The organism is Legionella stuttgartensis (genome assembly GCF_977063405.2).
In genome coordinates, this window is the sequence record NZ_CDRUHA020000008.1 from 1 (window position 1) to 15,398 (window position 15,398).

Consider the following 15,398-nt stretch of genomic DNA (forward strand, 5'->3'; position numbering starts at 1 on the left):
TCCACCAAATTTCTTCGCCATAATCGTGGTAATAGCCGCTGTTAATGTCGTCTTACCGTGGTCTACGTGACCAATCGTGCCAACATTTACGTGTGGCTTCTTACGTTCAAATTTTTCCTTCGCCATTTCAATAACCTCGTTAACTTTATTGTTTCTTAATAATTGCTTCAGCAATGTTATTTGGTGCTTCCGCGTACTTACTAAATTCCATTGTATATGTTGCTCTTCCTTGCGTCGCAGAACGTAAATCGGTTGAATAACCAAACATCTCTGCTAATGGAACTTCAGCCCGAACAATTTTACCTGCTGGTGAATCTTCCATTCCTTGAACCAGACCGCGACGTCGGTTAAGGTCACCCATAACATCCCCCATATAATCCTCAGGGGTCACGACTTCAACGCTCATTATAGGCTCAAGCAATACAGGTTTAGCTTTTAATGCACCTTGCTTGAAGCATTGTGAACCAGCGATTTTAAATGCCATCTCACTAGAATCCACCTCGTGGAATGAACCGTCAAACAATGTGACTTTAACATCCACTACTGGATATCCAGCAATAACGCCATTTTGCATCTGCTCTTGAACACCTTTATCAACCGCAGGAATGTATTCTTTAGGAATAACACCACCAACTATTGCGTTGATAAACTCATAACCCTTTCCAGGTTCTTGAGGTTCAATTTTCAACCAAACGTGACCATATTGTCCACGTCCACCTGATTGTCTTACAAATTTGCCTTCTTGCTCCACAGGTTGTTTCAATGTTTCGCGATAGGCAACTTGAGGCTTACCAACATTAGCTTCCACATTAAACTCGCGTTTCATGCGGTCAACAATAATTTCCAAATGAAGTTCACCCATACCTTCAATAATAGTTTGTCCAGATTCTTCATCAGTATGAACTCTGAATGAGGGATCTTCTTGAGCTAACTTACCAAGAGCAATACCCATTTTTTCTTGGTCTGCCTTAGTTTTTGGCTCCACAGCGACAGCAATTACAGGATCGGGGAAATCCATTCTTTCTAATATGACAACACTTTCAGTATCACATAAAGTATCACCAGTCATTACTGTTTTCAGTCCCACAGCTGCAGCAATATCACCGGCTCTTACTTCTTTAATTTCTTCGCGTGAATTTGCATGCATCTGAAGCAAACGACCTATACGCTCTCTTTTGGCTTTTACTGAGTTATAAACAGTATCGCCACTCTTTAAAACACCAGAGTAAGTTCTAAAATAGGTTAAAGTACCTACGAATGGGTCAGTTGCGATTTTAAACGCCAAAGCAGAAAAAGGAGCATCATAGCTTGTTTTGCGAGATGCTGGCTCACCATCTTCGTCAACGCCTTGAACGTCAGGAATATCAGTTGGAGAAGGTAAATATTCAATCACTCCATCTAGTACTGCTTGTACGCCTTTATTTTTAAATGCTGAACCACAGAAAACAGGGACGATTTGGTTGCTAATAGTCAGTTGACGTAGCGCTTTCTTAATCTCTGCTTCAGTAAACTCTTGACCTTCAAGATATTTTTCCATGAGGTCTTCGTTTGCTTCTGCAGCTGCTTCTATAAGTAGAGCACGATATTCTTCACATTGTTCTTTGAGATCTTCAGGAACATCTTTATATTGAAAAGTCATCCCTTTGTTCTCTTCATCCCAATGAATTGCTTTCATTTTAATAAGGTCAATAACACCTTTAAACTCTTCTTCAGCACCAATGGGCAATTGAACAACGACAGGATTTGAACCTAATCTTTGTTTAATTTGGCTCACTACACGTAGGAAGTTCGCACCCATTCTATCCATCTTATTGACGAACACAATACGGGGCACGCCATATTTGTTTGCTTGACGCCAAACTGTTTCAGACTGTGGTTCCACTCCAGATACTGAATCGAACACCACAACAGCACCATCAAGCACACGCAATGAACGCTCTACTTCAATCATGAAGTCAACGTGTCCTGGCGTATCGATAATATTGATACGATGTGGCTCAAACTGCTTGTCCATCCCGGACCAGTAGCACGTTGTTGCTGCTGATGTAATGGTAATACCGCGTTCTTGCTCCTGAACCATCCAGTCCATAGTTGCAGCACCGTCATGAACTTCACCAATTTTATGAGACATACCAGTATAGTACAGTACACGCTCTGTTGTTGTGGTTTTACCAGCATCAACGTGCGCTGCAATACCTATGTTTCTATATAACTTTAATGGAGTAGACACGGGATTACCTCTCTATTAGTTCCATCTAAAATGTGCAAACGCCTGGTTGGCTTTTGCCATCTTATGTGTATCTTCGCGTTTCTTCACTGCAGAACCTTTACTTTCGTAAGCATCCATTAGTTCTCCAGCCAAACGTAGCATCATACCCTTTTCTCCACGAGTACGTGCTGCCTGTACAATCCAGCGCATTCCTAAAGCAATGCTTCGGTCAGTTCTTACTTCAACTGGCACTTGATATGTAGCACCACCAACTCGGCGTGAACGAACTTCAACGCTTGGGCGAACATTATCTAAAGCATTTTCAAAATAACGAAGAACTGTCGCTGAACCACTTGAACCTGATTCACCTTCATCTTCATCTGTTTTTTTAAGTTTCTTTACGCGCTCTTCCATAACGGATAAAGCACCATAAATAATTTTTTCAGCAGTAGATTTCTTACCGCTAACCATTAGTACGTTGATAAATTTTGCTAATAACTCACTATGATGTTTAGGATCTGGCAAAATTTCTCTTTTGGGGACTTCTCTTCTTCTAGGCATTTCGATTTCCTACAATCAGTTATTTTTTATCTTTTGGTTTTTTAGTACCGTATTTTGAACGACCTTGTTTACGATCATTAACACCTGAGGTATCTAAGCTACCTCGTACAGTGTGATAGCGCACACCAGGTAAATCTTTAACACGACCACCTCTAATTAGAACAACTGAGTGTTCCTGAAGGTTATGGCCTTCTCCACCAATGTATGATGAAACTTCAAATCCATTAGTTAAACGTACACGAGCAACCTTACGCATAGCTGAGTTAGGTTTTTTAGGTGTAGTAGTGTAAACGCGTGTACATACACCGCGTCTTTGTGGACATGATTCCAGTGCAGGCACGTTACTTTTCTTTTTTACGTCCACACGAGGCTTTCTTACTAACTGATTAATAGTAGCCATTTATACTTAACTCCGATCTGTCTCTTTTGATTATTTCGAATGCATAAGGAGGCCGGATTCTATATAGCTACGGCAGATTTGTCAAGTTTAATCTGCCGTTTTCGAATCCGAACTAGTGTTCTTGATTGTCTGCGTTTAATGCTTCACTCAACGCATGCTCAACATCACTTGCAGTAACGGTATGCACTGGGTGCTCACCGGCTGCAGCCTTAGCTCTTTTTGCCTTACGGCTTTGATGGTATGCATAACCTGTTCCTGCAGGGATCAAGCGACCTACCATAACATTTTCTTTTAAACCACGTAAATCATCAACTTTACCACTTACAGCAGCTTCAGTTAGAACTCTTGTTGTTTCTTGGAACGAAGCAGCAGAAATAAATGACTCAGTTGCCAAAGAAGCCTTTGTAATACCTAACAATATAGGAGTGCCTCGGGCTGGTTGCTTCTCTTCAGCAATAAGCTTGTCATTTTCTTGCAATAAGACGCTTTCTTCTACCTGCTCTCCCGCCAAGAATTTAGAATCCCCAGCAAAAGTAATAACTCTTTTACGTAGCATTTGTCGTACGATTACTTCGATGTGTTTATCATTAATTTTTACACCTTGTAAACGATATACGTCTTGAACTTCATTTACGATGTAATTCGCTAATGCACCAACACCAAGTAAGCGCAATATATCATGAGGATTGAGCGCACCTTCAGCAATAATTTCACCGCGTTCAACATGCTCCCCTTCGAAGACAGAAATATGTCTCCATTTGGGTATCAATTCTTCATGACATTGATCTTCAGAAACATTAATAAGTAATCTTCTCTTACCTTTTGTTTCCTTACCAAAGCTAACCATTCCTGAAACTTCAGCCATAACTGCTGAATCTTTAGGTTTACGTGCTTCGAATAAATCAGCTACTCTAGGCAGACCCCCGGTAATATCGCGAGTTTTAGAACGCTCTTGAGGAATACGGGCAATAACATCCCCGATACCTACGTGACCACCATCTTCAAAGTTAACAATCGCATCTACAGGTAGATAGTATTGAGCAGGAACGTTTGTACCAGCAAGATAAATATCTTCACCATTCTCTGCGACTAGTTTTACCATAGGACGTAAATCACGGCCTGCTGCACTTCGTTGTTTCGCATCGATAACTACGATGTTGCTCAAGCCTGTTAGCTCATCAGTTTGTCGATTCATGGTAATACCATCAATCAAATCAACAAATTTCAGATATCCGGTTACTTCCGAAATAACTGGGTGGGTATGAGGATCCCAAGTAGCAATTACTTGTCCAGCCTCTACCGGTGAATTGTCATGCACTGAAATAACAGCACCATATGGTAGCTTATAACGCTCGCGCTCACGCCCGAATTCATCAACAATGGTTACTTCACCAGAGCGTGACACCGCAACCAGGTTTTTGTTTTCGTGAGTAACTGTTTTAATGTTATGTAAACGAATAACCCCTTTCGTTTTAATCTGAATATTATTCGCTGCAGTTGCTCTAGAGGCAGCCCCCCCAATATGGAAGGTACGCATGGTTAACTGAGTACCTGGCTCCCCAATTGACTGGGCAGCAATAATACCTACAGCTTCACCTGTATTAACGAGATGACCTCGAGCCAAATCACGACCATAGCACTTAGCACATAATCCAAAGCGGGTTTGGCAGGTAATTGGTGAACGAACCATAATTTGGTCCACACCTTGTTTTTCGAGTTTCTCAACCCATTCTTCATCCAATAACGTTCCAGCCGTAACAACCGGTTCGCTTTGGTTAGGGATATAAACATCAGAAGCAACGACTCGTCCTAGAACACGCTCATGTAACGGTTCAACGATATCACCACCCTCAATCAGAGGCTGCATTAAAATACCAGTGTCAACTCCGCAATCATCTTCGGTAATTACTACGTCTTGAGCAACGTCCACTAAACGACGAGTCAAGTAACCAGAGTTAGCGGTTTTTAACGCTGTATCAGCCAAACCTTTTCTCGCTCCATGAGTCGAAATAAAATACTGGAATACGTTCAAACCTTCGCGGAAGTTCGCAGTAATTGGGGTTTCGATAATCGAGCCATCTGGAGCAGCCATCAATCCACGCATACCTGCTAGCTGTCTTATTTGCGCTGCGGAACCCCGCGCACCAGAGTCAGCCATCATAAAGATTGGGTTGAATGATTCTTGTCGAACTTTATTGCCTTTTGCATCTAAAGCTTCTTCTGTTGCTATTTTAGTCATCATCGATTTAGCAACTAATTCGTTAGTTCTAGACCAAATATCGATTACTTTATTGTAACGTTCGCCATTGGTTACCAAACCTGAACGGAATTGTGATTCGATTTCACGAACTTCGTTATCAGCATGATCAATGATGCTGGCTTTATCATCAGGTATTTCCATATCTTCAATACCAATTGACACACCAGAACGTGTTGCATACTTAAAGCCAGTATACATAAGCTTATCAGCAAAAATAACAGTTTCTTTCAAACCAAAATTTCTATAGCAGGTGTCAATAACCTTTGTAATAACTTTCTTGGTCATAGTACGGTTTATCTGAGCAAAAGTCATACCCTTAGGGAGTACCTCAGCAAGAATTGCTCGGCCAACTGTTGTTTCTACTAAATGGTGACCTTCTCCGTCTTCTTTTGGCATGCGGATTTTAATTTTAGCATGAATATCAAGATGACCTGACTCGTAGAAGTTTTGTGCTTCTTGGGCACTAACAAAAATTTTCCCTTCACCTAAGGCATTAACCTTTTCACGAGTTAAGTAATATAAACCTAGTACAACGTCCTGACTGGGAACAATAATTGGCTCACCACTCGCAGGTGATAAGATGTTATTTGTAGACATCATTAATGAGCGAGCTTCTAATTGTGCCTCTAAAGTCAACGGCACGTGAACCGCCATTTGGTCACCGTCAAAGTCCGCGTTGTATGCTGTACAAACTAATGGGTGAAGCTGTATTGCTTTACCTTCAATGAGCACGGGCTCGAAAGCCTGAATACCTAATCTATGTAAAGTAGGAGCACGGTTTAATAGGATAGGATGTTCACGAATCACATCATCTAATATATCCCAAACTACAGACTCTTCTCGCTCTACCATTTTCTTGGCAGCTTTAATTGTTGTAGCTAGGCCTCTGAATTCAAGTTTAGAGAATATAAATGGTTTAAATAACTCAAGAGCCATTTTCTTAGGAAGACCACACTGATGCAGTTTCAAAGTCGGACCAACTACAATTACAGAACGACCTGAATAATCCACACGCTTACCCAACAGATTTTGACGGAAACGACCTTGTTTTCCTTTAATCATGTCGGCTAGCGATTTAAGTGGTCGCTTGTTGGTACCCGTAATTGCACGGCCACGACGTCCATTATCGAGCAGAGCATCGACTGATTCCTGTAACATTCTCTTTTCATTACGTACAATAATATCTGGTGCATTTAGATCCAGAAGACGTTTCAAACGGTTATTTCGGTTAATAACACGTCGATACAAATCATTCAAATCAGATGTAGCAAAACGGCCACCATCTAATGGAACTAAAGGTCTTAAATCAGGTGGTAGCACAGGTAATACATCCATGATCATCCACTCTGGCTTATTCCCAGACTCATAAAAAGCTTCAAGTAATTTCAATCTTTTTGTGATTTTCTTAATTTTGGTTTCAGAGCTGGTAGTTGGTAACTCTTCACGCAAATTCTTGATTTCATCTTCCAGATCAACTTGGCGGAGTAAATCTCGAATTGCTTCGGCACCCATACGTGCGTCAAACTCGTCACCATATTGTTCCATTGCATCAAGATACACTTCATCATTCAGTAATTGACCACGTTCCAATTCAGTCATTCCTGGATCAACGACAACAAACGCTTCAAAGTAAAGAACACGTTCAATATCTCGTAAAGTCATGTCTAGTAATAAACCTATTCTGGAAGGTAATGACTTCAAGAACCAAATATGTGCAACTGGGCTTGCGAGTTCAATATGCCCCATACGTTCACGACGTACTTTAGCCAGCGCAAGCTCGACCCCACACTTTTCACAAATAACGCCACGATGTTTAAGACGTTTGTATTTACCGCATAAGCATTCGTAATCTTTTACTGGGCCAAACGTTTTAGCACAGAACAAACCATCTCGCTCAGGTTTAAATGTACGATAATTTATTGTTTCTGGTTTTTTAACTTCACCATATGACCATGAACGAATTAGCTCAGGAGAAGCCAACGCAATCTTAATTGCGTCGAACTCTTCACTTTGTCCCTGTTGCTTAAGGATGCCGAGCAAATCGCTCATTACAGGAGCTTTTCTCATTGGCTCATTCATTGGATCGTCGTTTAGAGTACTCAAGTCTATGCCTCCAAAAATTGGTTAATCAGTATGTATCGCTGAAAAAGTTAATCGTGTTCGAGTTCGATATCTATTCCCAATGCACGGATTTCTTTCAACAATACGTTGAAAGACTCAGGCATTCCTGGGTCCATACGATGATCGCCATCGACAATATTTTTGTAGATCTTTGTTCTACCTCCAACGTCATCTGATTTCACAGTCAACATTTCCTGTAATGTATAAGCTGCACCATAAGCTTCGAGAGCCCAAACCTCCATCTCCCCAAAGCGTTGTCCACCAAACTGTGCTTTACCACCTAATGGCTGTTGCGTTACTAGACTGTATGAGCCAGTTGAGCGAGCATGCATCTTATCATCAACTAAATGATTTAGTTTTAACATATACATGTAACCTACAGTTACTGGGTTATCAAATTTGTTTCCGGTTCTACCATCAGTCAAGTAGGTTTTACCATCAGAAGACAAATCTGCCAGCTGCAGCATGCTTTTTATTTCTTCTTCAGAAGCACCATCAAAAACAGGTGTTGCCATGGGCACACCAGCGCGTAGATTATCTGCCAATCTAAATATCTCTTCATCATTCAGACAATCTAAATGTACGCGTTGTACGTCATCATGGTTGTATATCTTCTTCAAGAACGATTTGATTTCAGTCGCATTTTGTTTTGTATCAAGCATTTGAGCAATTTTATTACCCAACCCTTTTGCAGCTAATCCAAGGTGGGTTTCAAGAACTTGCCCAATATTCATACGAGATGGTACGCCTAATGGATTAAGAACGATGTCTACTGCTGTTCCATCTTCCATATGCGGCATGTCCTCAACAGGAACTACAATAGAGATAACCCCTTTGTTCCCATGTCGACCTGCCATCTTATCACCTGGTTGTATACGTCTTTTCACAGCAAGATAGACTTTAACAATTTTTAACACCCCAGGGGCTAAATCATCGCCTTGAATTATTTTCTTACGACTGTCGTTAAAACGTTTTTCCATTTCTTTAGACAACATTTCAAGTTGTTTTGAAAGTTGTTCTAATTGTTGGCTTGTTACGTCGTTTTCGAGACGGATATCAAACCATTTGTCTCTTCCTATTTTATCCAGATATTCTTGATTTACTTTGGAGCCTGGTTTCAGATTTCCTGGACCACCCGTTGCTACTTTATCAAGAACAATATTTGCTACACGATGGTAAATATCCTCTTCACGAATACGTCGCTCATCAACTAAGTCTTTACGAACTCGTGCCAAATGTTCTTCTTCGATACTTTTCGCACGCGCATCCTTTTCTAAGCCATCACGCGTAAAGACTTGTACATCAATAACAGTACCGTTCATTCCAGATGGAACTCGAAGTGAAGAATCCTTAACATCAGAAGCCTTCTCACCAAAGATAGCTCGTAATAGTTTCTCTTCAGGTGTCAGTTGTGTTTCACCCTTAGGAGTAACTTTTCCAACAAGAATATCGCCAGCTTTAACTTCAGCGCCTATGTACACAACTCCTGACTCATCCAAATTAGAAAGTGCTGACTCGCCTACATTAGGAATATCTGAAGTAATTTCTTCAGTACCTAATTTAGTATCACGAGCGATACACGTTAATTCTTCTATATGAATTGTTGTGAATCGATCATCTTGTACGATACGTTCGGATATAAGAATAGAGTCCTCGAAGTTGTATCCATTCCAAGGCATGAAAGCAACCAACAAGTTCTGACCTAAAGCCAGTTCCCCCATATCGGTACAGGGACCATCAGCTAAGATATCGCCTCTTTGAATGATATCGCCGGTATTTACAATTGGACGTTGATTAATACATGTATCTTGGTTTGAGCGGAAGTATTTAGTGAGGTTGTAAATATCAACCCCGGTTTCGCCCGCAGTAGTTTCATCATCATTAACACGAACAACGATACGAGATGCATCAACTAGATCAATTATTCCACCTCGTTTTGCTACTACAGAAACTCCAGAGTCAGACGCTACAATACGCTCCATTCCTGTACCTACTAAAGGTTTTTCTGAGCGCAGAGTAGGTACCGCTTGTCGTTGCATGTTTGAACCCATTAAAGCGCGGTTCGCATCATCATGCTCTAAGAATGGAATTAGAGAAGCCGCTACAGAAACAATCTGTTTCGGGGAAATATCCATGTAGTTAATATTATCGGGCGTAGTTAATGAAAATTCATTTTGATGTCTACAGGGAACTAGATCGGCAAGGATATTACCTTCTTTATCAAGAGCAACGCTTGATTGTGCAATATACTGATCTACTTCTTCAATAGCCGAGAGATATTCAATCTCATCAGTAACACGACCGTTGATTACTTTACGGCATGGAGTTTCAATAAATCCATAATCATTTGTTCTAGCATAAACAGACAATGAGTTAATCAAACCAATGTTTGGTCCTTCAGGAGTTTCAATAGGACAGACTCGACCATAGTGCGTTGTATGTACGTCACGCACCTCAAATCCTGCACGCTCACGTGTTAAACCACCTGGGCCTAATGCAGAAACTCTTCGTTTATGAGTAACACCTGATAAGGGGTTAACTTGATCCATAAATTGTGACAGCTGGCTTGAACCGAAAAACTCTTTGATTGCTGCAGAAACAGGTTTGGCATTAATCAAATCCTGAGGCATCAGATTTTCAGACTCAACTAGACTTAAACGTTCTTTAACAGCTCTCTCAACACGTACAAGGCCCACTCTAAATTGGTTTTCAGTCATTTCACCAACACTTCGTACCCTTCGGTTACCAAGGTGGTCAATATCATCAACCATGCCAATACCATTTCTTATGTCAATTAGTGTCTTGATAACTGACATAATATCTTCTTTAGTCAAAGTACCTGGACCATCATCATTCTTTCTACCCACACGTCGATTAAACTTCATTCTTCCGACAGCAGATAAGTCATAGCGCTCATCGACAAAAAATAGATTTTTAAATAAAGCTTCAGCAGCCTCTTTAGTTGGGGGCTCGCCTGGGCGCATCATACGATAAATTTCTACAAGAGCTTCTAATTGACTTGAAGTAGGATCAATTTTAACTGTATCTGATATATAAGAACCATGATCCAAATCATTGGTATAAATCATATCAAATTCGTGGATCCCGTTAGAAGCCATTACATCAAGCAATTCATCAGTAACTTCATCATTGGCTTGAGCAATAAACTCTCCGGTAGAAGTATCGATAATATTTTTTGCTAAAGTTTTACCTATTAGATAATCACGTGGCACAATCAGATCTTTCATCTGACTTTTTTCCATTAATTTAATATGGCGTGCTGTAATTCTTCTACCTTGTTCAACAATTAGTTCCCCTGTCTCAGGAACATGAATATCAAATGAAGCAATCTCTCCACGTAAACGTTGCGGGATAAGATCAATATGATATTCGCCATTTTTAAGATGGCAGCTTGTCATTTCAAAAAATTCGCTCAGAATATCTTCTGTTTCGTATCCCAAAGCTCTTAAAAGAATGCTAACTGGTAATTTACGTCGTCTATCAATACGAACATAGACACAATCTTTTGGATCAAATTCAAAATCTAACCAAGAACCACGGTAGGGTATAATGCGTGCAGAGTATAATAACTTTCCAGATGAATGGGTTTTACCTTTATCATGTTCAAATATTACCCCTGGAGAACGATGTAATTGAGAAACAACTACCCGTTCAGTACCATTTACTACAAACGTACCGACGTCTGTCATTAATGGTATTTCACCCATAAAAACATCTTGTTCTCTAATATCTTTAATTGGCTTAGGTTCTTCGCTTGCGTCTTTATCTAGAACGACAAGTCTTATTTTAACCCTCAATGGTGCAGAATATGTAAGACCTCTTAATTTGCATTCACGAACATCGAATGCTGGTTCGCCTAACTTATAACCAACATATTCTAATCGTGCATTGCCAGAAAAGCTTTCAATCGGGAATACAGAAGAAAATGCAGCATGCAATCCTGTATTAAAGTGTTCATTTGACTTGCTATCAGCCTGAAGGAAATCCCTGTAAGATTTGAGTTGAATTTCAAGCAGATTTGGTATTGCCATTTTATCGGCCTGCGTACCAAAGCTTTTGCGAAATCGTTTTTTCTCAGCATGCGAATATTGAGGTTTAGCTTCTGCAACGGCCATGGTGTTTCCTCTGTAAATTATTGATGACTTCAAACACGTAAACCCAGCCATGAAACCATGGCTGGGTCCTATCTCACTGATATAACTTTATTATTTAACTTCTACTGAAGCACCAGCTTCTTCAAGTTCTTTCTTGATATTAGCAGCTTCTTCTTTAGATACACCTTCTTTAATTGTTGAAGGAGCACCTTCTACTAAGTCTTTAGCTTCTTTTAAGCCAAGACCAGTAATACCGCGAACTGCTTTAATAACGTTTACTTTGTTAGCACCGAAACTAGTCATAACAACAGTAAATTCTGTTTGTTCTTCAGCAGCAGCAGCACCAGCAGCTGGAGCAGCAACTGCAACAGCAGCAGCGGCAGCAGAAACGTTAAATTTCTCTTCCATTGCTTCGATTAGTTCAACAACTTCCATAACAGACATATTTGCTATGGTTTCTAAAATATCATTTTTTGACACAGCCATTACTAGCTCCTGATTTAAAATTAATTTAATGATTAAAGGTGATTTTAACCTGCTTTTTTATCTTTTACCGCTGCTAAGGTTCGTACTAATTTAGCATGAGGCTCAGCAAGAGTTCTGACAAATTTCTCAACGGGCGCTTTCATCACATACATTAACTTGGCGATTGCTTCATCACGAGTCGGTAAGCTAGCAACAGCATCAATTTGATCTGCTTTGTATACTTTTCCGCCTACAGATAATGCTCTAACCTCAAGTTTGTCGCATGTCTTAGTGAATTCTTTAAGTAGTCTTGCTGCATCACTAGGTGCTTCTAGTGACAACGCAATGAATAACGGGCCAACAAGCAAGTCATTCAAGCATTCAAATTCGGTGTTTTTAAAAGCTCTTCTTGTTAACGTATTTCTTACTACTCGAAGATAAACACCTGATTTACGTGCTTCACTACGTAAGTGCGTCATTTGATTAACAGTTAAACCACGATAATCAGCAACTACTGCCGAAATAGCCTTTGAGGCGACCGCAGTCACTTCTTCAACAACAGCTTTTTTTGCAGCTAAATTTAATGTCACGTTACTGACCTCCTAATTATACAAATCACAAGGATTTGCCAGTTATGGTGGCCGCCTCTTTCATTAAGTTGGAGCCGGTTCACCGTCTGCGCAGGAAATTAAGCGTACGCACCTGCGGTCTTCGACGGCATGGAACCAAATCTATGCCGTGAATTCCTAAAAATGGGTGGTTATATTACACAGGTATTGATGAAATATCAATAGCAATACCAGGACCCATAGTTGTAGATAAAGATATTTTCTTTAAATATTGACCTTTTGACGAAGAAGGCTTCGCTTTTTTAAGATCGTTAATTAAAGCAACAATATTTTCAATGATGTCTTCAACAGTAAAATCTACTTTTCCAACAGTACAATGGATAATACCATTCTTATCAGTTCTGTAACGTACTTGGCCTGATTTAGCGTCTTTAACTGCGGCTTCTACGTTCGTAGTAACAGTTCCAACTTTTGGGTTTGGCATTAAACCTCTTGGGCCTAAAACCTGACCTAACTGACCGACGATACGCATCGCATCTGGTGTTGCAATAACAACATCGAAATCCATTGCTCCGCCCTTAATTTTTTCAGCCAGATCTTCAAATCCAACGATATCAGCGCCAGCATCTTTTGCCTTGGTAGCGTTGTCACCTTGTGCAAATACTGCTACACGGACCACTTTCCCAGTACCTTTAGGTAAATTAGTTGATGAACGAACTACTTGATCTGATTTACGAGGATCAACGCCTAAATTAACGCTTATATCTAAACTCTCACGAAATTTAGCTGAAGCAAATTGTTTTAAAAGATTAATTGCTTCACTAGCGCTATATAGATGGTTTGTTTTAATTGTCTCTAAAATCTTTTTTTGTTTTTTCGATACTCTTGGCATGGCATCCCCCTTACTCTAAACCTTCAACGTCAATACCCATACTGCGAGCAGTACCTGCGATACTTCTAACTGCTGCTGCTAAGCTTGCTGCAGTTAAATCAGGCTCTTTAATCTTCGCAATTTCTTCAAGTTGTTTGACGTTAAGCTTGGCCACTTTTTTAGTGTTAGGTGTACCACTTCCACTTTGAATACCTGCAGCCTTTTTCAGTAGAACTGAAGCTGGTGGTGTCTTAGTAATAAAGGTAAAACTACGATCACTATATACAGTGATTACAACTGGGGTAGGTAACCCTTGTTCCATTTGTTGTGTTGCAGCATTAAAGGCTTTACAAAACTCCATAATGTTAACACCACGTTGACCCAAAGCTGGACCGACTGGTGGGCTTGGATTTGCTTTACCTGCTGGAATCTGCAACTTTATATATGCTTCTACTTTTTTTGCCATCTTTACTCCTTATGGGTCATACGCCAGTTTTTTGAAAAAGTAAGGATTTACTTGTTCTTATGTCTAGCTCCCCTCTTTACACAAAATAGCCCTGGATAACTCTTATCTAAACTAGATGTTTATTAAGACTTATCCAGGGCACCTTAGCGAACTAAGTTTTCTCTACTTGACTAAATTCAAGTTCAACTGGAGTAGATCGTCCAAAAATCAGGACTGCTACTCTTAATCTGTTTTTCTCATAATTGACTTCTTCTACTACGCCATTGAAGTCAACGAATGGACCTTCTTTAACTCGAACCACTTCACCGGGTTCAAAGAGAATCTTCGGTCTTGGTTTGGTAACACCATCTTCAACTCGCTGCATAATTGCACGAGCTTCTTTATCAGTAATTGGTGTAGGCGTCTGACTAGTTCCACCAATAAAACCTAATACACGTGGAATTGCCCTTATCATATGCCATGTCTGATCATCCATAACCATGTTCACTAATACATAGCCAGGAAAGAACTTACGCGTACTTTTGCGTTTTTGTCCTGAACGCATTTCAACAACTTCTTCTGATGGCACAACAACTTCACCAATTTTTTCTTCTAAATTATGGTGTTGTGCACGTGATTTAATCTCGCGCATAACGAAATTTTCGTACCCGGAATAGGCATGTACAACGTACCATTGTTTCGATTTGTGTTCTTCCACCGAATTCACCCTAAATGCGTTATTTTAGCAATTGCCCACATCATCACTGAATCGACTCCCCAGAGTATAAATCCGGTTACGGCAACCATAACAATAACAATAGTTGTTGTTTGTATCGTTTCTTGACGGGTTGGCCAAACGACTTTTAACAATTCAACTTTTGACTCTTGAGCAAATTTAAATACTTGTTTACCTACAGATGTCATATAGGCAAAAAATAAAGTCAGCAATAACCATACAAGCCATATTATTGACTGGATGGGACCTGAAAAAGTGTAGTGATATGTACAAAAAAAAGCTGCTGCAGTTATAAGAACTACAGACATCCATGAAAATATATTTTTAGTAGCACTTTGATTTTCGTTCGAACTTTTCATATTCACTTGTAAGTTGGCAGGCCAGGAGGGAATCGAACCCCCAACCTGCGGTTTTGGAGACCGCCACTCTGCCAATTGAGCTACTGGCCTAAATTAATTGGCATGAATCTGTATAACTCATGCCAACACAATTTAACTTTATTACTCGATAATTTTCGCAACAACACCGGCGCCAACAGTACGGCCACCTTCCCGAATTGCGAAACGTAAACCTTCGTCCATCGCAATAGGTGCATGCAGGTTGATAGTCAATTGTACGTTATCACCAGGCATTACCATTTCTACTC

13 protein-coding genes and 1 tRNA gene are annotated in these 15,398 nt (G+C 40.2%); all 14 read right to left on the reverse strand.

Going from position 1 to position 15,398, the window contains the following annotated elements; genetic code table 11:
• Window positions 1–126: GTP-binding protein (locus ACWTEW_RS02040; RefSeq protein ID WP_264459337.1), on the reverse strand; the 126-nt coding region annotated here is incomplete at its 3' end.
• Window positions 127–145: 19 nt separating this feature from the next.
• A complete protein-coding gene (gene fusA, locus ACWTEW_RS02045) occupies window positions 146–2,230 on the reverse strand; it encodes an elongation factor G (protein ID WP_454783560.1) in 2,085 nt (694 codons plus the stop codon).
• 15 nt (window positions 2,231–2,245) lie between these two features.
• A complete protein-coding gene (gene rpsG, locus ACWTEW_RS02050) occupies window positions 2,246–2,770 on the reverse strand; it encodes a 30S ribosomal protein S7 (RefSeq protein WP_454783561.1) in 525 nt (174 codons plus the stop codon).
• 19 nt (window positions 2,771–2,789) lie between these two features.
• Window positions 2,790–3,170, reverse strand: coding sequence for a 30S ribosomal protein S12 (gene rpsL, locus ACWTEW_RS02055; RefSeq protein ID WP_010654837.1), 381 nt, complete (start codon window positions 3,168–3,170; stop codon window positions 2,790–2,792).
• A 112-nt stretch (window positions 3,171–3,282) separates the two neighbouring features.
• Window positions 3,283–7,479, reverse strand: coding sequence for a DNA-directed RNA polymerase subunit beta' (gene rpoC / locus ACWTEW_RS02060; protein ID WP_454783567.1), 4,197 nt, complete (start codon window positions 7,477–7,479; stop codon window positions 3,283–3,285).
• A 101-nt stretch (window positions 7,480–7,580) separates the two neighbouring features.
• On the reverse strand, window positions 7,581–11,687 hold the full coding sequence (gene rpoB / locus ACWTEW_RS02065) for a DNA-directed RNA polymerase subunit beta (protein WP_454783562.1): 4,107 nt from the start codon (window positions 11,685–11,687) through the stop codon (window positions 7,581–7,583).
• A 90-nt stretch (window positions 11,688–11,777) separates the two neighbouring features.
• Entirely contained in the window at window positions 11,778–12,152 is a 375-nt protein-coding gene (gene rplL / locus ACWTEW_RS02070) for a 50S ribosomal protein L7/L12 (RefSeq protein ID WP_454783563.1), read from the reverse strand.
• Between the two features lie 44 nt (window positions 12,153–12,196).
• Complete coding sequence (rplJ, locus tag ACWTEW_RS02075) at window positions 12,197–12,721, reverse strand: 50S ribosomal protein L10 (RefSeq protein WP_110144188.1); 525 nt, start codon at window positions 12,719–12,721, stop codon at window positions 12,197–12,199.
• A gap of 175 nt (window positions 12,722–12,896) precedes the next feature.
• Window positions 12,897–13,592, reverse strand: coding sequence for a 50S ribosomal protein L1 (rplA, locus tag ACWTEW_RS02080; protein WP_454783564.1), 696 nt, complete (start codon window positions 13,590–13,592; stop codon window positions 12,897–12,899).
• A gap of 10 nt (window positions 13,593–13,602) precedes the next feature.
• Entirely contained in the window at window positions 13,603–14,037 is a 435-nt protein-coding gene (gene rplK, locus ACWTEW_RS02085; RefSeq protein WP_010654844.1) for a 50S ribosomal protein L11, read from the reverse strand.
• 151 nt (window positions 14,038–14,188) lie between these two features.
• Window positions 14,189–14,734, reverse strand: a complete 546-nt coding sequence (nusG, locus tag ACWTEW_RS02090; RefSeq protein ID WP_454783565.1) for a transcription termination/antitermination protein NusG — start codon at window positions 14,732–14,734, stop codon at window positions 14,189–14,191.
• Window positions 14,735–14,739: 5 nt separating this feature from the next.
• Window positions 14,740–15,111, reverse strand: a complete 372-nt coding sequence (secE, locus tag ACWTEW_RS02095) for a preprotein translocase subunit SecE (protein ID WP_454783566.1) — start codon at window positions 15,109–15,111, stop codon at window positions 14,740–14,742.
• Window positions 15,112–15,125: 14 nt separating this feature from the next.
• Window positions 15,126–15,201: transfer RNA gene (locus tag ACWTEW_RS02100), tRNA-Trp, on the reverse strand.
• A gap of 51 nt (window positions 15,202–15,252) precedes the next feature.
• Window positions 15,253–15,398: EF-Tu C-terminal domain-related protein (locus tag ACWTEW_RS02105; protein ID WP_010654847.1), on the reverse strand; the 146-nt coding region annotated here is incomplete at its 5' end.

Bases quoted from the DNA above. Each gene is read 5' to 3' on its own strand.
- rpsG (WP_454783561.1), bottom strand. From the start codon at position 2,770: ATGCCTAGAAGAAGAGAAGTCCCCAAAAGAGAAATTTTGCCAGATCCT.
- rpsL (WP_010654837.1), bottom strand. From the start codon at position 3,170: ATGGCTACTATTAATCAGTTAGTAAGAAAGCCTCGTGTGGACGTAAAA.
- rpoC (WP_454783567.1), bottom strand. From the start codon at position 7,479: ATGAGCGATTTGCTCGGCATCCTTAAGCAACAGGGACAAAGTGAAGAG.
- rpoB (WP_454783562.1), bottom strand. From the start codon at position 11,687: ATGGCCGTTGCAGAAGCTAAACCTCAATATTCGCATGCTGAGAAAAAA.
- rplL (WP_454783563.1), bottom strand. From the start codon at position 12,152: ATGGCTGTGTCAAAAAATGATATTTTAGAAACCATAGCAAATATGTCT.
- rplA (WP_454783564.1), bottom strand. From the start codon at position 13,592: ATGCCAAGAGTATCGAAAAAACAAAAAAAGATTTTAGAGACAATTAAA.
- rplK (WP_010654844.1), bottom strand. From the start codon at position 14,037: ATGGCAAAAAAAGTAGAAGCATATATAAAGTTGCAGATTCCAGCAGGT.
- secE (WP_454783566.1), bottom strand. From the start codon at position 15,111: ATGAAAAGTTCGAACGAAAATCAAAGTGCTACTAAAAATATATTTTCA.